Origin of the sequence: Parapedobacter indicus (assembly GCF_900113765.1) — a bacterium.
GTDB lineage: Bacteria > Bacteroidota > Bacteroidia > Sphingobacteriales > Sphingobacteriaceae > Parapedobacter > Parapedobacter indicus.
The window spans coordinates 51,445-74,552 of sequence record NZ_FOQO01000002.1; the positions used below are offsets into that span (position 1 = coordinate 51,445).

At 47.8% G+C, this 23,108-nt stretch carries 17 protein-coding genes and 1 tRNA gene; 8 read left to right on the top strand and 10 right to left on the bottom strand.

Annotated features, from left to right (window positions below; all coding sequences use genetic code 11):
• Positions 1-39: 39 nt before the first annotated feature.
• Positions 40-1,257: an NAD(P)/FAD-dependent oxidoreductase gene (locus BMZ56_RS03985; protein WP_090624552.1), complete on the bottom strand. Its 1,218-nt coding sequence runs from the start codon at positions 1,255-1,257 to the stop codon at positions 40-42.
• Positions 1,258-1,354: 97 nt separating this feature from the next.
• Between BMZ56_RS03985 and BMZ56_RS03990 the strand changes: the two genes are divergently transcribed.
• The gene (locus BMZ56_RS03990; RefSeq protein ID WP_090624554.1) at positions 1,355-1,921 is read left to right on the top strand and encodes a HEAT-like fold family protein; all 567 of its coding nucleotides are present in this window, start codon (positions 1,355-1,357) and stop codon (positions 1,919-1,921) included.
• Here the strand turns inward: BMZ56_RS03990 and BMZ56_RS03995 are convergent.
• From BMZ56_RS03995 to BMZ56_RS04020, 6 genes are all read right to left on the bottom strand, one after another.
• On the bottom strand, positions 1,910-2,656 hold the full coding sequence (locus BMZ56_RS03995; protein ID WP_143072845.1) for a hypothetical protein: 747 nt from the start codon (positions 2,654-2,656) through the stop codon (positions 1,910-1,912). The two genes, BMZ56_RS03990 and BMZ56_RS03995, sit on opposite strands and share 12 nt — an antisense overlap.
• 76 nt (positions 2,657-2,732) lie before the next feature.
• Complete coding sequence (gene ruvB, locus BMZ56_RS04000) at positions 2,733-3,755, bottom strand: Holliday junction branch migration DNA helicase RuvB (RefSeq protein WP_090624558.1); 1,023 nt, start codon at positions 3,753-3,755, stop codon at positions 2,733-2,735.
• Positions 3,756-3,801: 46 nt separating this feature from the next.
• The gene (locus BMZ56_RS04005; protein WP_090624560.1) at positions 3,802-4,527 is read right to left on the bottom strand and encodes a polyprenol monophosphomannose synthase; all 726 of its coding nucleotides are present in this window, start codon (positions 4,525-4,527) and stop codon (positions 3,802-3,804) included.
• 36 nt (positions 4,528-4,563) lie between these two features.
• The gene (locus BMZ56_RS04010) at positions 4,564-6,165 is read right to left on the bottom strand and encodes a peptide MFS transporter (protein ID WP_090624562.1); all 1,602 of its coding nucleotides are present in this window, start codon (positions 6,163-6,165) and stop codon (positions 4,564-4,566) included.
• A 124-nt stretch (positions 6,166-6,289) separates the two neighbouring features.
• On the bottom strand, positions 6,290-7,189 hold the full coding sequence (locus tag BMZ56_RS04015) for a hypothetical protein (RefSeq protein WP_143072846.1): 900 nt from the start codon (positions 7,187-7,189) through the stop codon (positions 6,290-6,292).
• A gap of 6 nt (positions 7,190-7,195) precedes the next feature.
• Positions 7,196-8,371 (bottom strand): acetyl-CoA C-acyltransferase, encoded by a 1,176-nt coding sequence (locus tag BMZ56_RS04020; protein WP_090624566.1) that lies wholly within the window; start codon positions 8,369-8,371, stop codon positions 7,196-7,198.
• A 227-nt stretch (positions 8,372-8,598) separates the two neighbouring features.
• Between BMZ56_RS04020 and BMZ56_RS04025 the strand changes: the two genes are divergently transcribed.
• The 6 genes from BMZ56_RS04025 (at position 8,599) to BMZ56_RS04050 (ending at position 17,319) form a co-directional block, all read left to right on the top strand.
• Positions 8,599-11,712: a SusC/RagA family TonB-linked outer membrane protein gene (locus BMZ56_RS04025; protein ID WP_090624569.1), complete on the top strand. Its 3,114-nt coding sequence runs from the start codon at positions 8,599-8,601 to the stop codon at positions 11,710-11,712.
• 11 nt (positions 11,713-11,723) lie between these two features.
• Positions 11,724-13,274 (top strand): RagB/SusD family nutrient uptake outer membrane protein, encoded by a 1,551-nt coding sequence (locus tag BMZ56_RS04030; protein WP_090624571.1) that lies wholly within the window; start codon positions 11,724-11,726, stop codon positions 13,272-13,274.
• Positions 13,275-13,407: 133 nt separating this feature from the next.
• Complete coding sequence (locus BMZ56_RS04035) at positions 13,408-14,331, top strand: metal ABC transporter solute-binding protein, Zn/Mn family (RefSeq protein ID WP_090624574.1); 924 nt, start codon at positions 13,408-13,410, stop codon at positions 14,329-14,331.
• Positions 14,328-15,116 (top strand): metal ABC transporter ATP-binding protein, encoded by a 789-nt coding sequence (locus tag BMZ56_RS04040; RefSeq protein ID WP_090624576.1) that lies wholly within the window; start codon positions 14,328-14,330, stop codon positions 15,114-15,116. Before BMZ56_RS04035 ends, BMZ56_RS04040 begins: the two co-directional genes overlap by 4 nt.
• Before the next feature lie 14 nt (positions 15,117-15,130).
• Positions 15,131-16,420, top strand: a complete 1,290-nt coding sequence (locus tag BMZ56_RS04045; RefSeq protein ID WP_090624578.1) for a metal ABC transporter permease — start codon at positions 15,131-15,133, stop codon at positions 16,418-16,420.
• Positions 16,421-16,440: 20 nt separating this feature from the next.
• Positions 16,441-17,319, top strand: a complete 879-nt coding sequence (locus BMZ56_RS04050) for a metal ABC transporter permease (RefSeq protein WP_090624580.1) — start codon at positions 16,441-16,443, stop codon at positions 17,317-17,319.
• Between the two features lie 9 nt (positions 17,320-17,328).
• Here BMZ56_RS04050 and BMZ56_RS04055 read toward each other — a convergent pair whose 3' ends face one another.
• Positions 17,329-17,751 carry a VOC family protein gene (locus tag BMZ56_RS04055; RefSeq protein ID WP_090624582.1) on the bottom strand — a complete coding sequence of 141 codons (423 nt, stop codon included), beginning with the start codon at positions 17,749-17,751 and terminating at the stop codon, positions 17,329-17,331.
• A 224-nt stretch (positions 17,752-17,975) separates the two neighbouring features.
• Between BMZ56_RS04055 and BMZ56_RS04060 the strand changes: the two genes are divergently transcribed.
• Positions 17,976-18,057: transfer RNA gene (locus BMZ56_RS04060), tRNA-Leu, on the top strand.
• 175 nt (positions 18,058-18,232) lie between these two features.
• On the opposite strand, the gene BMZ56_RS04065 is transcribed toward BMZ56_RS04060, so the two are convergent.
• Together BMZ56_RS04065 and BMZ56_RS04070 are read right to left on the bottom strand one after the other, a co-directional pair.
• A complete protein-coding gene (locus tag BMZ56_RS04065; RefSeq protein ID WP_218146458.1) occupies positions 18,233-19,792 on the bottom strand; it encodes a RagB/SusD family nutrient uptake outer membrane protein in 1,560 nt (519 codons plus the stop codon).
• A 12-nt stretch (positions 19,793-19,804) separates the two neighbouring features.
• On the bottom strand, positions 19,805-22,876 hold the full coding sequence (locus tag BMZ56_RS04070) for a SusC/RagA family TonB-linked outer membrane protein (RefSeq protein WP_090624584.1): 3,072 nt from the start codon (positions 22,874-22,876) through the stop codon (positions 19,805-19,807).
• Positions 22,877-23,108 lie beyond the last annotated feature (232 nt).

Below are 23,108 nucleotides of genomic sequence, written 5' to 3' on the forward strand. Positions count from 1 at the left end.
ATTGAAAGTGGAGATTTCCATTTTTAATTTCCAACTTTTTCAAATCCTACCTGTCCGTTTAAATCCAAATACGTTGTCCCGATCGTCTTTGATGCCCTTAAGTTTATTTTTTATCAATTGAGCTGCAATCATGCTGAAAGTGATTCCGTTGCCTCCGTATCCCAAGGCAAAGAACATACGCTTTCTGCCCGGCCAGAGACCAATATAGGGAAGCCCATCGGCCGTGGAACTAAAGGTTCCACACCACGCCATGTCTACCGCGAAGGGAATCTCCGGGTAAATTTCTTTAAATTTCTTTTCAAGTCGCTTAATTTTCCAACGCAGCAAGCGGTCCCGTCGTTCGGGGTTTCTAAACGACACATCTTCGCCGCCGATCATCATGCGGTTATCCAATGTGGTACGCATGTAGAAATACGGACTTGCTGTTTCCCAAATCAGACTTCGCTCAGGCCAAAGCAGTGACGGTTCTACCGGCTGCGATACCAACGCATACGTAGAAATCAGATTCATCACCTGCCGTGGCAGGAACCTTCCTGCTTCAAACCCAGCGGCAATGACCACATATTTGCAGCTGATCCGTATTCCATCTCGGGTCAACAGCTCGTATCCGTTCGGCTTCTCCCCGTAATCCACGATGTCCGTATGCGAAAAAAGCGTAAGTCCACTTTTCTTCAGATGGTATTTAAGAAGCCCCGTAGCCGCTTTGTAACAGTCCATTTGCGCTGCCTCGCTATTCTTCAATGCACCGTGACCGTCGATCCGATGATCGGCAAACAACGCATCAGCATCCAGGAAATCTACCGGTAGATCCTGTTTTTTTCGGATTTGGTATTCCCGCTCGAGCAAGCGCAGCCCGCCGCGGTCGCTGGCAAGGAAAATACTGGAAACTCGCCTGAAATCCGGGCGTACCCGCGTGATGTCAAAGACTTTTTCGATATCAGTAATGGATTGCAGGCTGGCATGGTAAGCCTTCACTGCCATATCCATGCCTACAGTATCCACCATTTTGCACAACGGTGTATCAATTTCGTATTGGAGTTGCGAAGTGCTGGCTGCCGTACTCCCGGTGGCAATCGTACGTTTGTCAAACACGGCACAAGGAATCCCCGCTTCACACAGTTCGTGCGCCACCAGCGAACCGGTAATCCCCGACCCGATGATTGCCACGTCAACCGTATAAGGTGCGCGAAGTGGGTTGAAATAATCAAACAACTTGTTCTTGACAATCCAGTAAGGAAGACCGGAATGAAGGTCCATACAGTTTAATTTCCCAATAAACAGCAAAATATTTCGATTGTTTGGTGCTATTCATGCATTGGCATATTTTGCCTATTATTGCAGTTTATCAGCACGCATGGATAAGCAAAATCTTTTTGACCCGTTCACCGCCAAGAAAGCAAAAATTAAAATACCGGATTTGGCAGTATTTGCTGCAGATACAGCCATCCCGGTGACATGGTGGCATGCGCTATCCTACCATGAGCAGGATGATTCCTTAGCCTTCCGTGCTGCCTGGGTATTAGAGCACATTGCAGCCTATTATCCGGAACGCTTTTCATCGGTTTTCGCAGATTTCCTCTCCAGGCTGCCAGATCAACGAAACCGCAGCTGCCAACGCCACTTCACTAAAATACTGATGATGATTACCGATCCCAAGGCGCCGGACAGTTACCGTGACGCCTATCTCCAGACCGATCGCGAACGCTTGGCAGAAACGGTTTTCGGATGGCTCATCGATACAAGTACGCCTGTGGCTGTACAGGTCAACTGCTTAGACATTCTTTACAACCTGATTGCAGAATTTGATTGGATCAAAGACGAATTGAAACAACAGACCGAATACCTATTACGTGAAGGATCGGCGGCCATGCAGAGCCGGGGAAAGAAAGTATTGGCGAAGCTCAGTAAATCAAAACCGTAGATTAACACCGACGGTAAACAGCCCATAAACATCGTCGTGCTCGTTGCCCGTGTAAGCACCGCTATACCCGTCCAACTCGTCGTTTAACGAAAAATTAAGCTGCCCATTAACCACCAGATTCCATATATAGGAATCAAGCAAATCCGGTTTAAGGTTATGCAGGGGTATTTCAATTCCTAAGTTGGTATTTACAAGGTAACTCACCCCCTGCCGGCTTCCCTGCAAAAGAAGTTGTCCTTGCGGAATGGTATTGTTGTTATTGTTAGGTCCTGTGGGCTTCTCATTTCGCTGCCCCTCCCACTGCAAGCTATACAATGCGCCCACACCCGCACCGATATATACGCTATTAAGTGCGCGCTTTCCGAACGATTCACGGTATTCAATCCGCCGAAGGTGGTCGTCCTGCAGAAACTTAATGGGTTGGAAATTGACACCCAAAATAGCGGCATGGTATAGATTGGTTGCCTTTCTTACGTTATCTTCGTCCGTCCCCCGTAACAGCCCTTCCTGCAACTCCAGCCCGAGGCTGATTCCATGTGTGAGGAAATAATTGCCTCGCAAGTATACAGCTCCTCCGACTTGCCGTTTTTCCAAATCGCCATACATCAGGGTAGGGCCCAAACCGGCTGATACTGAATAACGGAAATAAGGAATGGGCGATTCATTTCCAAACTGCGCACGACCAAAATAAGGAAAGACCACAACAAACAATACAATCAAGCAACTTCTTCTCATAACGATAGATTCACCGTACCGGATAATTTTTCAAGGGATCACCTAACAATACTTATACCATTCTGCGCAAAAAGCATTAAAAAAGTGTATTCCCTTTTGCCGGATTTATTTTCCCCAAATGCCTATAGGCCAATTCTGTACATTCTCTGCCCCTCGAAGTACGCATTAAATATCCTTCCTGTATTAAAAAGGGTTCGTAAACTTCTTCAATAGTCCCCTCGTCTTCTCCCACCGCCGTTGCAACGGTCTTGATCCCTACCGGACCGCCCTTAAACTTTTCAATAATAGTAAGCAGTATACGATTGTCCATTTCATCAAGGCCATGTTCGTCAACATTGAGTGCATTGAGTGCATACTGAGCAATGGGCACGTCAATTTTTCCGTCTCCTTTGATTTGAGCGAAATCGCGTGTACGCCGGAGCAAGGCGTTCGCGATGCGGGGTGTACCGCGGCTTCTACGGGCGATTTCATAGGCCCCTTCTTCTGTGATAGGTGTCCGAAGGATGCTGGCCGACCGGAGCACAATGGTGGTCAATAGCTTGGCATCATAGTATTCCAGTCGGGCATTAATACCAAACCTCGCACGCAGTGGTGCCGTAAGCAGCCCAGACCGGGTAGTCGCTCCTACCAACGTAAACGGGTTGAGGGTAATTTGCACGGATCGTGCATTCGGGCCGGTCTCAAGCATAATATCGATCCGGAAATCTTCCATAGCTGAATAAAGGTATTCTTCCACCAACGGACTTAAACGGTGTATTTCATCGATGAAAAGAATATCACCCTCCTCAAGATTTGTAAGCAGGCCCGCTAAATCGCCTGGCTTATCTAGCACCGGTCCGGAAGTAATTTTAATACCCGACCCCATTTCATTGGCAATGATGTGTGAAAGAGTTGTCTTACCCAAACCCGGCGGACCATGCAGCAGTACGTGGTCAAGTGCCTCGCCACGCAATTTCGCTGCTTGCACAAATACCTTCAGATTTGCCAATATTTTTTGCTGGCCGGTAAAATCTTCAAAGGCCTGGGGGCGGAGTACTTTTTCCAGTTCGCGCTCCGTATTCGACAATCTTTCGGCATTCGGATCCAAATTTTCGTTCATGTTTTTCGCTTTCGGTAATCAGCTTTCGGTAATCAGCTTTCGGCTATCAGCTATATTTTCGGAACCAACTATTCACTTTCATTTGGATGACACCGAAAAAAGCTTCTCTGAAAATACGGGTACTCATTTTAGATTCTCCTTCGGTACGATCGGTAAAGATAATCGGTATTTCCACCACTTTAAATCCATATTTGATCGCTGTGAATTTCATTTCGATCTGAAATGCATATCCGACGAATTTAATCCGTTCGAGCGGTATCGTTTCCAGTACGTGGCGTTGATAACAAACGAAGCCTGCCGTGGCATCCCGCACGGAAATCCCCGTGATCCACCGAACATATCCCGACGCAAAATACGACATCAACACGCGATTCATGGGCCAGTTGACGACGTTTACGCCTTTGATATACCGGGATCCGATGGCCATGTCTGCTCCTACCACACACGTTTCACGCAGGCGAATAAGATCATCCGGATTGTGGGAAAAATCTGCATCCATCTCGAAAATATAGGCGTAATTCCTAGCCAGGCACCATTGGAAACCGTGGATATAAGCTGTTCCCAAGCCCGATTTCCCTTTGCGCTCTTCCAGGAAGAGCCGATCAGGAAATTCGTTTTGCAAGTGCTTAACAATGATCCCTGTCCCATCCGGCGAGCCATCATCTACCACCAATATATCAAAATCAACCGCTAGTGAAAAGACCTTGCGGATGATCTTTTCGATGTTTTCCTTTTCGTTGTACGTTGGGATGATAACGACACTATCTGACACGTTGACTCTCAATTTTACGTGTAAAGGTACGGAATATCAATGAATGCCATGCATCATCCGTTTCAGTATGGGAGAAAACAAGATCAATAATAACCCTGCAAGCCCAGGAATCACAGCAAAAATCAAAAAGAACGTCGAAAGTGAGTAAGTTTCGCTGATTTTGTCAATCAAGCTGCCAGACATACCAGCCAGCCAATTGGCCACTGCGCTGCATGCAAACCATACGCCGAAAATCAATCCCACAAATTTCTGTGGGGATAGCTTGCTCATGTAGGAAAGCCCTACGGGCGAAAGACACAACTCACCCGAGGTATGGAAAAAATAGGCTAAAACCAACCAAATCATACTGACCTGTGCGGTAGCAGCTCCTTGAGGAATGTCTTTACTACCATATCCCAACACGGCAAAACCGATCCCAAGAAGGATTAATCCCAGCGCAAATTTAACTGGCCCTGTTGGATTAAATACCTTTTCCCATACTTTGCTGAATGGAGTTGCCAATGTAATGATGAAAAACGAATTCAGTATCTGAAACCAGGAGGCAGCAACTTCCGTCTCCAATGCATTAAATTCACGATATACTTTCCATATACCGAGACACCAAATGACAAAGAAACTCAGTCCGGTAAACAGAATCGAAATTGGGTACTCGGAAAATATTTTCTTTGCCAGCGAAAACAGCACCCACGTGACGATCACCAATGGAAAAAGTGTTAACGCAGCGTCGACCCATTTAAAGGTAAGCGCTGCATTACCTGCAAGTACCCGCTGGGTATAATCTTTCGCAAAGATGGACATGGACCCGCCCGCTTGCTCAAAAGCCATCCAAAAAAAGATACTCGACAAAGAAAGAACAATGATTACAATCAGTCGGTCTCTCACGACACGCGAAGAAGTTTCGCTTTCGATGGAATCGTCGACGGCATTGACCTGTTTTTCGCCCGCTATTCGCTCACGCGTTTCTTTGGGCGACTCACCCAGCACGCCAAAAATACGCTGGGCAAAATAAAATTGCAGCATACCAAAGAACATGAATATACCCGCCAAGCCAAATCCATAATGCCAGCCGATTTTTTCACCGATATACCCGCAAAGCAGCATTCCTAGAAAAGCGCCTGCATTAATCCCCATATAAAAAATGGTGTAAGCTGCATCTTTTTTGGTGCTGTTATCGGGGTATAATTGTCCCACGATGGAAGAAATATTCGGTTTAAATAGCCCATTCCCTAAAATCATTAATACCAGACCGATGTAGAAAAAGCTGGAACCTACACCTTCCAACGCCATGGAGGCATGTCCCAGTGTCATAATCAGCGCTCCCAGGACAACCGCCTTCCGGTAGCCTGTAAGCCTATCGGCGATGAAACCACCGATCAACGGAGTTAAGTAAACCAACCCGGTATACCATCCGTATAACTGCATCGCGTCTTCTCGGGTCCATTCCCATCCCCCCTTCGCCAATTCAGAAACAAGGAACAAGGTCAACAAAGCCCTCATCCCATAATAACTGAATCGTTCCCACATTTCGGTAAAGAAAAGTACAAATAATCCCACGGGATGGTCAAACACCCGTTTTGTGCTGACTCCGCGCTCAATCAGATGCGCATCCAGTTGGTCTTCGTGATTCGTAAATCCCATAAAAATATATTCATTTTGTGCATAAAAGGCAAGTATAATTTAGGATAACCTGCTGCAAATAAAAAAACTTTTTATGACTTAGGCAGAAAGTTTACCAAATTAATTTCATCTAGCTACCCTATATTTATTGTGCAGAAAGCCCACTTTTCGGATGGTTGGCAGGTTTTCGAGGATCGTTATATTCATCATCTTCCGGTGCCGCAGGATTCCGCATCGGGGTATCTGGAATAAATACCAATACACCGTTCTGCAATTGCCAGGCATCGTACGTCATATCCGGTCCGTATTGTTCATACTGCCCCTCTTCCTGTACATCGGGCGGTGCTAAATGATCCAGCACGATCCGGTTTTCCGTACTGTCGTAATCCATATACATGCGCGCATTCCGGCTATAACGATAAATCGCTCGCGTTTGGGCCCGCGTACTGTCACTGTCAAAGATCGCCTTACCCAATTTCACACCTTCGTTGCCAATTGTCAACACTTCAATCACCTTTTGTGTCATCTGGGCTGTGTGCCCTTTCCACCCCAGCAGAATATATTCACCGCCGAATGGTATGATGCGATAATATTGTGCTCCATACCAATTGGCTGCCGTAGTTACTGTCCTTTCGGGAGACTCAATCTCATACGTTTTATCCAGCAAAGGATACATTTTCAAGCCACCATTGGGTGTATTTAACTGGATGGTGCCATAGTAGAGGTAAGAGCCGTCGTTTAACGGAACATGCCAGGAAAACACCCGGAATTTGTCATCCGGTGATCGGAGTATGGATACCATGGCAAGGGAATCAAATTCAAATTGATAGGAATTGGGTACCTTTAATGCCGACACCAATGTTTTTACAAACGTGAAATTCGCTTTTAGCCGTTCCGGTTCGGACGGCTCGTTGTAGATGGTATAGCCCAACCCAATAAGGCTATCCTGTATGGTTTCCATGGCAGCGCGATCCACCGACTGTCCCTTTGCAGGCATCAACCAGCAACCCAATCCGATTATCCACACCAATTGTCGAACCTTCATCTTCATTTACACTTTTTCCAACACCAACGCACTCGCTCCGCCGCCGCCGTTGCAAATGCCTGCCACCCCCATTCGGCCGCCGTTTTGGGCCAACACCGAAAGCAGTGTCACCACGATGCGGGCTCCGGACGCGCCCAATGGATGACCCAGCGATACGGCACCGCCGTTTACATTCACGTTATCCGGCGATAAACCAAGTTTACGGTTATTTGCAATGGATACGACGGAAAAAGCCTCATTAATCTCATAAAAATCCACTTCCGACAACTCGACTCCTGCATGTTGCAATGCACGGGGAATTGCTTTGGCAGGCGCCGTGGTAAACCATTCGGGAGCTTGTTGGGCATCGGCATATCCACATATACGCGCCAATGGCCGCAATCCCAACTCTTTCAATTTGGCTCCACTGACCAATATCAACGCCGCCGCGCCGTCGTTAAGTGTGGAAGCATTGGCGGCGGTTACCGTCCCATCTTTCTTGAAAACCGGCTTTAAAAACGGAACCTTATCGAACGTCACCGCGTGGATTTCTTCATCCTCACTAACTACGTTCACCGCTCCTTTTCGATCAACCACTTCAACAGAGACAATTTCATCTTTAAATTTACCGGCATGCTGCGCGGCTTGCGACCGTCTATAGGATTCAATCGCATAAGCATCCTGCTCCTCACGGCTAATACCACATTCAACGGCACAAAGCTCAGCCGCCGACCCCATGTGAAAATCGTTATAAACATCCCAAAGCCCATCTTTTAGCAAACCATCGATGACTTGTCCATGTCCCAGCCGGTATCCGGTTCTTGCCTTGTCCAAATAATAGGGCACATTGCTCATGCTTTCCATGCCCCCGGCTACCACGATGTGGTTTATGCCTAATGCGATGCTCTGTGCAGCCAGCATGATAGCCTTAGCACCCGAAGCACATACTTTATTTACCGTAGTAGCAGGAATATCAGGCAGTCCAGCAAATTTGGCTGCTTGAGTGGCAGGTGCTTGGCCTAAGTTAGCAGACAGTACATTACCGAAATAAACTTCTTGGACATCACGGGCCGAAAGCCCTCCGCGGCTTATCGCCTCCGCAATTGCAATTCCTCCCAACTGGGTGGCTGACAGGGAAGACAATCCCCCTCCAAACCCTCCTATAGGTGTGCGTACAGCGGCGACTACGTAAATTTCCTGCATGCCTGTAAAGGTACAAAACTCGATTTAAATTCCCCTTGCTTAGTGTTCAGACAACGGCAAGATCAAAGTTAAAAAATATTTATTTTTATTATAATTATTACTTAATTTTGACTTAATAATGTTTTAATATGTTTAAAATACCTTTACAAACGCAAAATACATTCGTTTTATGTGGTATTCCGAATTAAACACTATAAAAACAAAAACAATTTTAAACTAAATTAATCATGAAAAGACACCTTTTTAAAGTTTTGCCTCCGTGGGGGCAAGTCGGCTTACTCGTCGTCGTGCTTCTTTTGTTTTCCGGATCCGTGTTTTCACAGGAAAACACTGGAACCCTTACAGGAACCATTTCTGACGAAACAGGGCCATTACAGGGAGCTTCTGTTGTTATTTCCAGCAACGGTTATGGCACCAAGACGGATCGAAACGGTAATTATTCGTTTAACGTTCCAGCAGGTTCATACACACTCACCGTAACTTACGTTGGCTATCAAAACACAGAAAGGGATGTGACCATAGAAGCGGGCAGGGCAGTGACGGCCAACTTCACCATGACCGGCAACACCCAACTACAAGAAGTACAAATAAGTTATGGCAAACAAGCACGCAGGGAGATTACGGGTTCGGTCGCAACGTTAAATGCCGAAACCGTAGCAGATATGCCGGTTATGCAGTTTGGCCAGCAGATGCAAGGCAAAGTGGCCGGTGTAAACGTGGCGCAAACCAGCGGACAGCCAGGAAGGGGTATTTCATTCCGTATCCGCGGGGCGGCCTCTCTTGCTACCGACTATCAGCCCTTGTTTGTGATTGATGGCATGCCCATCACCGGAAGCATCAACAACATTAATCCAGATGAAATTGAGTCGTTTACCATCCTGAAAGATGCTTCAGCCACCTCATTGTATGGCTCCCGTGCCGCCAATGGCGTCATCCTGATTACTACAAAACGCGCAAAGGAGGGCGACACAAAGGTCGATTTCAATGCAAATTATGGTTTACAGCGACTCATGGAAAATCGGGTACCCGAAGTCATGGATGGCACGCAGTGGGCTCAGTTTATGCAGCAGCGTTTTGAAGACAAAGTGAAATACGAAAACTTCAATCCGGCATCCATACCGGCTGAATATCAAGGTGACGTGACCCGTTATGGAAAAGGAACCGATTGGCACGATTTGTTAACCCGGACCGCCCCTATTCAAAGCTATAGCCTGAGCCTATTCTCGGCAAGGGAAAAATCTTCTTCAGCCGTCATCGCAGGTTATGAAGAACAGCAAGGGGTCGTCATCAACACCGGCTCAAAGCTTCTTTCCCTCCGTTTAAACCAGGACCTATCGTTGGCCGACAATAAATTACGGATCGGGTTCAACCTGGCACCAAGTTATCGGATGGATCATAATAATAGGCTCCCTTCGGACGGGATAGAAGGATATTATGCCAAAATCCTGGAATCCAGCCCCATTTTGAGTCCGTATAACGAGGACGGCAGCTATCGGATCGGTGCCTCCTCACCGGGTATGACGGCTTATGTCAATCCGATGGCACGGATAAAAGAAAGTCAGGACGATTACAAGACCACCCGTATTTTGGGTAACGCCTTCCTCAATTACGAGGTGTTGCCGGGATTAACCATCAAAACTAATCTGGGCATCGACAAAGGCGCCGAGACTCGGAATCAGTACCTGCCCCAGGTGGCGGTAAATACCGTCCCGGCGCTATCCGTTTTGTCAACCGGCATTAGCGGATCAGTAGACAATTATTCGTATACCGCCGAAGGTTTCCTGAACTACCAAAAAAACTTTGGGCAAGATCACAACGTGGAAGCCTTGGTCGGATATGCAGCGCAGAAATTTGAGCAAGAAAGCAACGTTATCAATGGGACAGGTTTCCCAAGTGACGATATTTACTACCTGAGTGCGGCAACATCCATCACTTCTGCGGCCAGCAACATGACACAATATTCCCTCCTGTCGGAAATCGGGCGGCTAAACTATAACTACAAAGGAAAGTACCTGTTGCAGGGATCGATCCGGCGCGACGGGTCGTCGAGGTTTGGGGCCGACCGTAAATATGGCTGGTTCCCGGCTGTATCGGTGGGATGGATCGTCAGCGACGAGCGTTTCATGGAACGTTTCACGTTTATCGACTTACTGAAACTACGGGCCAGTTATGGCATTACCGGTAACAATACCTTTGGCAATTTTACCGCGATACCCACATTGAGCAAATACAATTACCTTGTAAACGGGGTCCTGCAGCAGGGGCAAACGATCGGCTCGCTGGGAAATTCGGAACTGTCCTGGGAAAGGAACAAACAGCTGGACCTTGGAATTGATATAGAATTGCTGAAAAACAGGATTTCGTTTACTTATGGCTACTATCACAAACTATCGGATGGGCTGATCCAGGTAAGACAAATACCACGGGCATCCGGGTTTAGCAGCATCCAGTTTAATGTTGGCCAGTTTGAGTTTTGGGGGCATGAGCTAACCGTGAATACCGTGAATACGACCGGCAACCTGAAATGGACAACCAACGTCAACGTATCTTTTGAAAGGAATGAAATAAAAAACCTGGTTGATCCAGGGTATATCCGTAGGAATACGGGTATTTATTCCGATTACTACCGACATCAAATTGGCCGTCGACTCGGAGAATTTTACGGATTTGTACACCTCGGGTTGTATAAAGACGAGGAGGACCTGGCCAATTCAGCCAAATACGTATCCGGAGCGAATTACTCGGCAGTGGGCACACTGAAAATGAAAGACATAAATGGGGACGGCGTGATTGACGATGTCAACGACCGGACGTTTATCGGCGACCCAACTCCGGATTTTACGTTTGGTATGACGAATACCTTCAACTATAAAAATCTGGACCTGAGCATCACGATGGCGGGGCAGGTAGGCGGCGATATCATGGCAGCTTCCAAATGGGCATATTTAACCAATATGGACGGTTCGAGGGTACCGCTAGCGGCTGCGCTGGATTATTGGCGCTCGCCGGAAAACCCCGGGTCAGGCATATATCCACGCACATTGGTCAACACGACTGCTATTGGTCGGTCGGTAAACTCGCAGTGGATCGAGAATGGAAGCTATCTGACCGCAAAAAATATTGCATTGGGTTACCGGTTTAACCTGAAGGATAATTTGATGCTAAAAAACTTCCGGCTCTATGCATCGGTTCAGCAGGCATTTATCATTACCGGCTATTCGGGCTATAATCCTGAAATTTCTTTGGGCGCGGGGGATGCTGCCGCAGGCCTTGGCGTGGATGAAAATGCCTATCCGGTACCAAGGACTTTCTCGATAGGAATCACCACCACATTTAAATAAATAGGACAACCATGAAAAAGATATATTTATTGATTACTGTCCTCGCGTTGACAGCAACCGCTTGCGATAAAGATTATATTTCCTTATTACCCGAAGATTCATTGTCTCCTGAGACATTTTATCAAACCGATGACCAGCTGGCATCGGCTGCCCTGGCGGCCTACGTCCCCCTGCGTGACGTTCTCCTCAACGATCACTTTGCATCGGAAATGCATGCCGACAATACGCATTACCAGCCCGCACCTAATAACCGGGGAACAGCAAACGTACACCGGGAAAGCGGAGCGGATTGGAACAACGATGGAAACAACACCTATATCAATTCTATTTACTTCCATTGTTATACGGGAATATCCCGTGCAAATATTCTTATCGGGCGTATTCCCAATGCCGCACGCGCGACAGAAGCAGGCAAAGCGAAGGCTGACGGACAGGCCAAGTTTATCAGGGCCCTGAATTATTTTAAGCTGGTCCGTCTCTTTGGTGACGTACCGCTGCACCTTACCGAGGTAACCAAGGCTGAGGAAGCATTTTTACCTCGAGCAAGTGTTGACGAGGTATACGCACAGATTATCTCCGATTGCCAGGATGCGATTGCCCAACTGGAACCACCTGCTAAATTCCCCCAATCGGGAGAAGCTACCAAAGGCGCTGCCACCGTATTGCTAGCCGACGTATATGTTACGCTAAAAAGGTATGAGGAAGCTGAAGCGCTGTTAAATACCCTGCCGGATATGGGATATAAGCTGATCACAACAAGCTATGAAGATGTATTCAAACCGACCAATAAAAATAATGAAGAATCGCTGTTTGAAGTACAGTATCAGACCGTGACGGGTACCGGCAGTCAACCCAACATCGTGCCGTTCCAGTTTCTTCCCCGAACACCCAACACCGTCTTAATAACAGGGGCTCCATTCAGTAACACAGTCGGTTCAGGGGGCTGGAACAAGCCTGTGCAAGACCTGATCGATGCGTATGAAGAAGGAGATGCTCGTCTGGAAGCCTCCATTGCGGTTGCAGAAGGCACCTACGACGACAGCTATGTCATGACGATATCTGCCAACAAAAGTGTCGTAAACTATACACCCGAAGAAGGAAAAGTGGGCCAGCCCTACAGCAAGAAGTTTCTGCATCCCCCCTTCGAACTAGCAGGCAACTCCAGTACCAACTGGCCCATCTACCGGTACGCGGAAGCACTTCTACTGCTGGCTGAAGCTTTGAATGAGCAAGGCAAATCCCCTTTGGGTCCTTTAAATGCTGTTCGAAACAGAGCCGGACTTGGCAACATAACCGAAACAAACAAAGAGGTGCTAAGAGACTTGATTTTCCACGAGCGACGAGTCGAGTTGGCATTTGAAAATAAACGTTTCCACGATCTTCAGCGAAATCCCCGAGGGTTGGAAATCATGCAGGCGTACGCGATCAAGGCAAAAGCAACCTATCCGTTGTTACCACCGACTGCGTTTGACATACAACCGTATAAATTCCTGCTTCCGATTCCCCAGCCGGAGCGGGGGTTAAATCCGGCTCTCACACAGAATCCCGGATACAGTTTTTAGCATACACACTTTCGGCAATGTTACCAATTGCCGAAAGTGTAATCGTTACCAAGTAAAAGATCATCGAAACACCAACAGTTTAAAATAACTTACAAAAAATGTTAGATTAATCTAAAATACATATATTTGCGTAATGAAACACGCAACCTTGGTCGTTGCCTTGCTAGCGGGGTTGATCAGTTTGATGTCCTGTGAGCGCACCGCGCAACGGACGGAAAACGGACGGCTTCGTATTTTAGCCACTACCGGAATGGTGGCCGACATGATTCAGCAGATTGTTGGCGATTCCGCTACTGTAGAAGCGTTGATGCATGCCGGAGTGGATCCTCATTTGTATAAAGCGAGTCAAGGGGATCTGCGAAAAATCTTAGACGCAGATTACCTATTTTACAACGGCGTGCATCTTGAAGGGAAACTGGCAAGTATCCTGCAAAAGCAAGCGCGTGTAAAGCCGGTTATTGCAGTGGGTGACAGCCTACAAAATCTCATCGCCATCGGCGACAACGTCTACGATCCACATATTTGGTTTGACGTATTGCTCTGGAAACAAGCGACCGCTCATGCGGCCGTGCAATTGGCAACGTTAGATAGCGTCAACAGCGATTATTACCAAGCCAATGCCCATACTTACATGCGCCAACTGGACTCGTTAGACGCTTGGATACACAGACGGATCGGCTCGATACCCCCCAACCAACGTATCCTCATCACCGCTCACGATGCCTTCAGTTATTTCGGCCGTGCATACGGCATAAAAGTACGAGGGTTGCAGGGGATCTCAACGCTTTCCGAGTTCGGGCTTCAGGACGTATCCAATTTAGTCGACTTCATCGTGACCCATCAAATACCCGCTGTGTTTGTCGAGAGTTCGGTATCAGACAGGTCGCTGAAAGCGGTGCTGGCAGGGGTGCATCAACGGGGAGGACGGGTTCAAATAGGCGGAAATCTTTTTTCAGATGCCATGGGAGCTCCCGACACGCCGGAGGGTACCTACATCGGCATGGTGAAATACAATGTGAATACCATCGTGAAAGCTTTAGGGGGAGACACCATATGATTATACACACGCAAGAACCCATTTTGGAAGTGCACGACCTTACGGTAAGTTATTCGCGAAAGCCCGTATTATGGGGAATCGATTTTACGCTCCCGTCTGGCAGTATTGCCGGTATAGTCGGACCGAACGGTGCGGGTAAATCCACATTGCTAAAAACGATCATGGGGCTGATTCCCCCTTCCAGCGGTTTTATCAAGCTATTCGGACGCCCACTTGAAGAGATCAGGCAGCGCGTCAGCTATGTACCTCAGCGAGAGTCGGTCGATTGGGATTTTCCAGTTTCTGTGTTGGATGTTGTATTGATGGGTCGCTATGGGAAAGTTGGGCTCCTACGCAATACCGGAGCGCGCGATAGGTCGATTGCCCTTGAATGTCTTGACAAAGTAGGCATGTCGGCTTTTGCCAAACGCCAGATTTCACAATTATCGGGCGGACAGCAGCAACGGGTATTCCTTGCCCGGGCGTTGGCGCAAGAAGCCGACATTTATTTTATGGACGAACCTTTCGCCGGGGTAGATGCTGCTACCGAACAGGCAATCATTGGATTATTGCGGGAGATGGCCGCGGCCGACAAGACCATTGTAGTAGTACACCACGATCTCCAGTCGGCGCGCTCCTACTTTGACTGGATTATCCTACTGAACATGCACCTAGTTGCCGCCGGCCCCACCGAGCAGGTTTTTACCGAAGAAATGGTCCAGCAAGCATACGGAGGTCGACTAAATTTGCTGTCGCAGGTGGGCGATGTGATGGAAAAACGGGCGTTTCCCAGCCGGGAAAACTAAACGGAAGAATTCTTATGCAGCATTTCATCGATTTCTTCTCCTTTACCGATCCCAATGTCCGGTATGTCGTGTTGGGCAATGTCCTACTGTCGGCCAGTGCGGCAATGGTGGGTGTTTTTATCCTGCTTCAAAAGAAAGCACTCGTGGGCGATGCGGTATCACACGCTGTCTTGCCGGGTATCTGTGCGGCCTTTCTGTTTTCGGGAAGCAAAAACACGGCATTCATGCTTGTCGGTGCATTCATAACCGGGTGGCTTGCGCTGATTACAATCGATTACATTGCTACGAAATCCAAATTAAAGAAAGATGCCGCCATTGGGTTGGTGTTGTCGGTATTTTTCGGTGCCGGCATGGTGATGATGACCTACATTCAGCAATCCGGCAATGCCGCACAGAGCGGTTTGGATCATTTCATCTTTGGCAAGGCAGCTACCCTGATCGGCACGGATTTGGTGATCTTCAGTGTCTTGGCCGCGGTACTGCTTGTTGCAGTGGGTTTGTTTTTCAAGGCATTTGCATTGGTGGCGTTTGACCGGCCGTATGCCGAGGCATTGGGCTATCCGGTACGAAAACTCGACCTGCTACTCACCAGTCTGACAGTGCTAGCGGTGGTTACGGGTATTACGGCAGTGGGTGTGGTCTTGATGGCAGCTATGCTGGTTACCCCCGGAGCCGCGGCGAGGTATTGGACCGATAACATTCGGCGGATGGTCGCAATCGCGGTTGCATTCGGCGTATTTGCTGGATTAGCAGGCGCCTATATCTCGTATACCGCACCTGCCATGCCTACAGGTCCGTGGATGGTTGTCGTTTCATCGATCATCGCGTTTGTTTCCTTCTTTTTCGCGCCCAAAAAGGGAATCGTTCCCAAGCTGTACACCCAACGCAAAAACCAACGGATCATCGCCGAAGAAAACACCTTAAAGATGTTCTATCATTTGGGCGAACGGAATAGCCATTTCAAAGGAAAAAGAGACCTATCCGAATTGATTCATACACGCCAGGTTAATGAAACATTACTCAAAACCACCCTGCGTCGTTTGGCCACCAAGCAATTGCTGATTGCGCATGGCCAACAATGGGCATTGACGGATGTGGGTTACCAAAAAGCCGCCAGGGTGGTCCGACTGCATCGTCTATGGGAGTTGTACCTAACCCAGTACATGGATATTGCTGCCGATCATGTGCACGACGATGCCGAGACGATCGAGCACATCCTAACACCGGAGCTGGAACGTGAGCTTGAGCATCAACTGGGCTATCCCAAGAAGGACCCACACAATACGGAGATACCAAAAATTTGAAGAATGAATAGGGATTTACCATGATAGCATTTTGGATCATATTAACGGGTGCCTTGGTCGCCGTTACCTGCGGATTGCTCGGATGTTTCCTGATTCTCCGCAAAATGAGCATGGTAGGCGATGCGATCAGCCACGCCGTATTACCAGGAATTGTGATCGCATTTTTACTCAGCGGAAGCCGTGAAACGCTGCCCATGTTGTTGGGCGCGGGAGCTACCGGATTATTGGCCACGTTTCTCATTGAATACTTTCATCGGCGGGCAAATTTACAGACAGATGCTGCCATCGGTGTTACCTTCACGTTTCTTTTTGCCATCGGGATCATTCTGATCAGTGTCTTTGCCGGAAAGATAGATCTAGATCAGGATTGTGTGCTGTATGGGGAAATCGCGTACGTACCCATTGATCTGTGGGTTACACCCGGCGGAACGATTTTAGGACCGCGTCCCATATATATCCTTTCGGCCGTGCTGCTTATTGTGATACTGTTCATTAAGTTTGGGTACAAAGAGCTGAAATTAACCTCTTTTGACCCTGCCTTTGCGTCGGCGCTTGGTATCTCCACGGCGCTTTGGCATTATTTGCTGATGGCTGCTGTATCACTCACAACAGTCAGCTCTTTTGAATCCGTCGGCGCGATACTGGTCATCGCTTTCCTCATTGGCCCGCCCGCTACCGCATATCTTATGACGCATGATCTCAAGCAAATGCTGGCAATCACCGCAGCATTGGGTATCGTTATTTCGGTTGTGGGTTACTGGATGGCTTATTGGCTCAATGCATCCATTGCCGGGTGCATGGCGGTTATTACCGGACTATGCTTTGCGACAGTTTTTGTATATCAACGTATCCGCGTAACGCATAAACGCCTAACCCATCCCGAGCCCGCGACAGATTAGGCTATAAGTTTATTTCGAATTACTTGGGAAATTGATCATCCAGTATACGCCAAATTTATCCTTAAATGAGCCGAAATAATCACCCCAAAACTGGTCTTCCATGGGTACCTCGACGTTACCTCCTGCAGATAGTCCATTGAACAGCCTATCCGCTTCTTCTCGGCTGTCAGGTGTGATGGATATGTAATTGTTATTGCCCACGTTCAACACATGTCCCGCAGATGGCACGCAATCCGATGCCATGAGAGATTGGCCCTCTCCTACTGGAATAGACACGTGCATGGCACGATTTTTCTCGTCGTCCGGCAGGTTTTCCGACCCAGGCGCATCGCCCATCCGTTGCACGAATAACTCTCCACCAAAAACGGACTGATAAAAGCGGAACGCTTCTTCTGCGTTGCCATCAAAGTTTAAATAAGGATTGAATTTCATGACGATTGTTTTGAAATATGAATGTTATTTTTCTTGCTTTGTGATAAACAAAGATAGCATATGCAGCGACAAAGGTGAATGGGAGAATGCGCCAATTGGGAGGGGCAATTGTGACAATTTAGGGTTACGTTGCAGACCGGGCGAGAAATTCAAAAAACATTTTGCGGAATACGGATTAATAAATACATTTGCATCCCCGAATAAGGGATTGTACATTAACATATGCCCAGGTGGCGGAATTGGTAGACGCGCTGGTCTCAAACACCAGTGGGGCGACCCATGCCGGTTCGATCCCGGCCCTGGGTACTAAAAAAACCTGATAATCAATTGATTATCAGGTTTTTTTGTTTTTCGGAATATAAAAAAGTGTTGCACGAATAACCTGAAAACACAGTATACGCTTCCAGCGTAGTTTAAATAAATTGAAAAGCGGAATGCCCAACTTCGCTGAACATTCCGCTTTACTTCCGGATTATTTTTATTACCAGCCCGGATTGTTCGGCTCCAAAGCTGGATTTTCCTGTATTTCATAGTCTGGAACCGGCCACAGGTAATCCCGGTCCTTATTGAATTTCCTGACCAGTTTCTGGGTATAATCGTGTTTGTAGATCGGGCCGTTTAATACGACCTCGGCAGTCCGCCAACGAAGGATATCCATGTAATAATATCCCTCTCCTGCAAACTCGATCCGCCGCTCGTGGCGAATCACTTCTCGCATCCGGCTTTGGTCATTCAGGGCTACGAAATTGGCTACATCAGCCGGATTCGTATGCTGGATGGCCGGCATGTTCACATTGGCCCGGCCACGGACCGCATTAATGGCTTCATAGACACTTTCGTCGATCTGATTGAGTTCGGTTTTTGCCTCGGCATACATCAGCAATACATCGGCATACCGCAACACAATGTAATTGATATCCGATTGGTTACTGTTTTTTATGACACCGTTGTTCGCGTTATCTGTGTCGTAGATACTGTATTTCTTGAACGTATACCCTGTTTGTGCAAAAGTAGTATTGGTTACCATTGTCCCCCGATACTGAGATCCCGGCCACACCAATGTCATGGCGAACCGCGGATCCCGATTTTCCCAATAGGTACTCTCGTCGTACCGTGGTGAATCGTCAATGGACGAACCATCGTCCATCAGGTAGGCATCGATTAGGCCACGAAGCGGTGCGCTCGTATCGAACTGCCTGCGGATGAGGTCGAAGGAATGGCAATAATTGGGGAAAAGATACTGCACATCAAAGATCACTTCATCGTTGTTTTCATTTTCAGGCATGAATAATCCCCGATAATCGGGAAATATGCTGTATTTACCCAAATCGATTACCTGTTGGGCGGCAGCAGCAGCTTCTGCATAAAACCCATGGTACAGGTACTGCCGGGCTTTCAATGCATAGCAGGCGCCTTTGGTGGCCCTTCCAGTCTGGGTGGCATTTTCTCCCAATACTTCCGCCGCTTCATCCAGATCTTTCATAATTTGTGCGAAGACCTGATCTTTCGGTGTCCGGGGCAAGGTATTGTGTTCGGCAACAGGCGGTTCAAGAATCAACGGTGCATCGCCGTAATAATTGACCAGCATGCTATAGAAAAGCGCCCGTAAGAATTTTGCTTCTGCAATACCCTGGCTTTTTTTGGTTTCGCCCATGGGGATGTTCCCTACTTTGGCAAGGTATGTATTGCATCGGCCTATCCCTTCGTAGGCATGTGCCCATCGATTGTTGATAATCCCGCTGTTGGAGCCATCATGTATACCTTCAGCAATACGGAAAAAGCCAGAAGCACTGTTGTAGTCCGTTGCATTGGGTGTAGCCGTTTCTTCCCACAAGGGAGTAGCCCAAGCTCCACCGCCGTAAATTCCTTCGCGGCGTAGCGAGGTATAGCACGCCGTAAGACCGGCATCTGCCTGGGTCTCCGTTTTCCAGAATGTATCTTCGGTGTACCGATTTTCAGGGTAGGTATCCAAAAGGCTTTCGCATCCCGACAAAAGCGCAAGGCTACTTGCAGTCATCAATAATATAGCGTAGTATTTCATGTTCGTTCAGTTTTAAAAGGTAACGTTTATCCCCGCAGAATAGGTTCTCACCTGCGGGTAGGCGAAAATGTTATCCTGCGTCAGGTCCTTTTCCGGATCCCAATTCTTCATTTTGGTAAAAGTTAACAGATTTTGTGCATTGACGAACAGTCTAAGATCCCGCAGGGCGATCTTCTGAACAATGGCGGCTGGGAAGGTATACCCCAGCTGCAGGTTCTTCAGCCGCAGGTAAGATGCATCCTGAAGCCAGAAATTGGAGTTCACAAAGTTCAGCGTATTTCCAGTACTCGTCGTCAAAATAGGTAGGCGTGCGTTGGGATTCTCGGGTGTCCATGCGTCTGTTTCCCATTCCTTGGTAACACCTGCGCCATTGTAATAAGGATAGCTGACATTATGCTGTGGATAGGTAAATACTTTGCCTACGCCCTGAAAAAATGCATTCAGCTGGACCCCCCTGTATCCCATCCCCAAATGAAAAGAATAGGTGTATTCTGGCACTACCCCAGCAAAAATCTTCCGGTCTTTCGCATCAATTACGTTATCGCCGTTTTGATCTTTATATTTCAGGAATCCAGCCTTGGTAGCCGCATTCTGAAACGCGTGGTTTGCTACCTCTTCGTCCGATTGAAAAATCCCTTCCGTCTCGTAAATATAATAGGATTGAACGGGATAACCCTCTGCGGTGATGTAACGCCCGGAAATAATCTCCTGACCATTCAGGTTCGTAACTTCATTTTTGTTGTAGGCAAAACTGCCTTCTACCTCAAAAGACAGCTGACCGAACTGATCCTGGTAATTCATCAACACTTCCATCCCACGGTTGCGCATGGACCCGACGTTCGTCGTAGGCCCGGTGAGATCACCTACTTGGGAAGCAAAGTTGACCGGACGCAGAATCCCATCCGTCATTTTATTGTACCACTCAATCGTGGTGTTCAATTTACCCTCAAAGGTCGTAATATCCAGTCCCAGATTGGACATGGTAGTAGTTTCCCAGCTCAGGTTGGGGTCGGCTGCTGCGGTAGTGGCGGCACCTATCGCCTCCGTGGTACCGAACGAATAGTTTTGGCCTAACCCCACTGCGTTGATATACCGCCAGAGGCCATTTTGCCCGACGCCAATTTCCTGATTACCGATTTTGCCCCATGAAAAGCGAGGTTTCAATACTGTAATCCAGGTAACATCCTGCATAAAGCGCTCACGATCTATCCGCCACCCGAGTGAAAAGGATGGAAACAATCCCCATCGATGTCCTTTTGCAAACCGCGACGACCCGTCGCTGCGGAAGTTTACCTCCATGAGGTATCGCTCATCGAAGTTGTAACTCAGTCTACCAAAATAAGAAAGAAGCGCCGATTTGGTGCTGTTGCCTGCCACGGTCGGATTGGTCAGGAACACGTCCAGATCCGTCAATTCATTATCCATAGCTCCCTCCTTCTGCGCATTGAAATATTCCCAAGAAAACGTTTCAATACTGTTACCGAGCAACACAGATACAGTATGCTTATCAGCGAACTGCTTATTCCAGTCGAGCGTATGGAAACCGGTCAAATTAATTTCCTTTTCATAGCGCCGGTATCCCATTGCAGTATTGGAAACGATGACGGGCGTGAGCGTTTTGGGATTCACGTTTTCTAAGTACGGCTGAAAGACATGCTGCACATAATCGTATGTATTCGCTGCGACGTTAGCACGGTAGGTAATCCCGGCGGGCAGTTTCAAGTCGGCAAACACGTTACTCAGCAGGCGAGTCCGCACGTAATCGCGGCTACCCTCACGCAGTCTCGACAGTGTATTGGCCCACGCATTTAACCCCGTGGAACGCAACCAGGTGTTGCCATACCGGCCATCTTCAATCAACACCGGAAAAATAGGTACTGTACGGAATATCGCATTCTGCCAATAGCTTTCGGTAGTCATCTGCGGTTCGTCAAACTTACGGTATACGCCTGAAATTTTAGCTCCGATGGAAAGAAAATCGGTTACATCCACTTTGCCATTCAATCCCATGGAATATTTGGAGGCTTTTGATTTGCCATACTTCAAAACCCCATCTTGATTCAGCGCACCAAGTGTAATGGCGAGGTTGTGTTTATCGCCTCCACCCGAAACGGTTACGTTGTGCTCGTGCATAAAACCCGTTTTCAAGGCAATGTCATACGGATTGGTACGCGGATACATATAACCGTTCGGATCTCCCGCCATTCCCTGTTCGTATTCCTGAATTTCCGCTTCGGTATATTCAGGCGCCTTACCTTCGTTGCCAAGTGCAATATTCTTGTAACGCATGAATTTGATGGGATCCCATTCCACATCCGGTAGTTTGATCACATCTTCAGCCCCGAAGTAGTTGTTATACGTAACGCGATAACCCTCTCCCCTTGATCCTGCCTTCGTAGTTATCAGGATGACGCCATTAGCAGCCCTTGAACCATACACAGCGGTAGAGGCGGCGTCCTTCAGCACGGATATACTTTCGATTTCATTGGGATTAACATCGAGCAATGGGTAAGAAATCCCATCGACCAATACCAGCGGGTCGTTATTGTTCAGCGTACCTACGCCACGAATACGGATCGTGGCCTGATCGTTTCCAGGCTGCGCTGTATTTTGATTTACGTACAGCCCATTTAGCCCCTGCAGCGCCTGTGACGAGGTTGTAATGGGCCGATTGGCCAATTTTTTAGTATCTGCCACCGTCACGGCTCCCGTAAGGTTGACTTTTTTCTGCTTCCCATATCCAACGACGACCAACTCCTCCAACAGTTCACTGCTGGCAGTTAGGGAAACGTCGACAACGGATCGATTACCTACGGCTTCTTCTTGCGCTGTAGCCCCAATAGACGTAAAAACAAGCACCGCTTGCTGTCCCGAAACCTGAATGGTGTATCGGCCTTCCGAATCGGTCTGCGTAGATACAGACGTACCCTTCACCGTAACGGTTACACCGGATAACCCTGTCCCATCCCCCTCGCCGGTCACACGCCCGTGAACGGTTCTTGTCTGTGCGTAGGATAACGGCACCCACAGCAACATCCCTATTACGTACAATAGGAAAGTCTTCATGTAAAGTCGGATTTTCATATAAAAAGATTAAATAGTGAGCAGAACTGATCTAAGAGCCGAATAGATTAAATTTAATATACTTCAAATTCAGCGTACAGCTGAAAGATGCAAATAATTCCCATTCGAATATACATTGCTATTTTACTAACTATGAATGAATTAAGCAAACATTTTTTTCTTACTTACCATCGGATAAGCAAGTGTCATATGTTATCAGTTGAAGTGCACCAAATGCAAGCAACGCCGCGAA

What these genes read in the sequence shown, in the direction of transcription:
- BMZ56_RS04040 (WP_090624576.1), top strand. Translation starts at nt 14,328, where the DNA reads ATGATTATACACACGCAAGAACCCATTTTGGAAGTGCACGACCTTACG.
- BMZ56_RS04025 (WP_090624569.1), top strand. Translation starts at nt 8,599, where the DNA reads ATGAAAAGACACCTTTTTAAAGTTTTGCCTCCGTGGGGGCAAGTCGGC.
- BMZ56_RS04010 (WP_090624562.1), bottom strand. Translation starts at nt 6,165, where the DNA reads ATGGGATTTACGAATCACGAAGACCAACTGGATGCGCATCTGATTGAG.
- BMZ56_RS04070 (WP_090624584.1), bottom strand. Translation starts at nt 22,876, where the DNA reads ATGAAAATCCGACTTTACATGAAGACTTTCCTATTGTACGTAATAGGG.
- ruvB (WP_090624558.1), bottom strand. Translation starts at nt 3,755, where the DNA reads ATGAACGAAAATTTGGATCCGAATGCCGAAAGATTGTCGAATACGGAG.
- BMZ56_RS03985 (WP_090624552.1), bottom strand. Translation starts at nt 1,257, where the DNA reads ATGGACCTTCATTCCGGTCTTCCTTACTGGATTGTCAAGAACAAGTTG.
- BMZ56_RS04020 (WP_090624566.1), bottom strand. Translation starts at nt 8,371, where the DNA reads ATGCAGGAAATTTACGTAGTCGCCGCTGTACGCACACCTATAGGAGGG.
- BMZ56_RS04065 (WP_218146458.1), bottom strand. Translation starts at nt 19,792, where the DNA reads ATGAAATACTACGCTATATTATTGATGACTGCAAGTAGCCTTGCGCTT.
- BMZ56_RS04015 (WP_143072846.1), bottom strand. Translation starts at nt 7,189, where the DNA reads ATGAAGGTTCGACAATTGGTGTGGATAATCGGATTGGGTTGCTGGTTG.
- BMZ56_RS04035 (WP_090624574.1), top strand. Translation starts at nt 13,408, where the DNA reads ATGAAACACGCAACCTTGGTCGTTGCCTTGCTAGCGGGGTTGATCAGT.
- BMZ56_RS04030 (WP_090624571.1), top strand. Translation starts at nt 11,724, where the DNA reads ATGAAAAAGATATATTTATTGATTACTGTCCTCGCGTTGACAGCAACC.
- BMZ56_RS03990 (WP_090624554.1), top strand. Translation starts at nt 1,355, where the DNA reads ATGGATAAGCAAAATCTTTTTGACCCGTTCACCGCCAAGAAAGCAAAA.
- BMZ56_RS03995 (WP_143072845.1), bottom strand. Translation starts at nt 2,656, where the DNA reads ATGAGAAGAAGTTGCTTGATTGTATTGTTTGTTGTGGTCTTTCCTTAT.
- BMZ56_RS04055 (WP_090624582.1), bottom strand. Translation starts at nt 17,751, where the DNA reads ATGAAATTCAATCCTTATTTAAACTTTGATGGCAACGCAGAAGAAGCG.
- BMZ56_RS04045 (WP_090624578.1), top strand. Translation starts at nt 15,131, where the DNA reads ATGCAGCATTTCATCGATTTCTTCTCCTTTACCGATCCCAATGTCCGG.
- BMZ56_RS04050 (WP_090624580.1), top strand. Translation starts at nt 16,441, where the DNA reads ATGATAGCATTTTGGATCATATTAACGGGTGCCTTGGTCGCCGTTACC.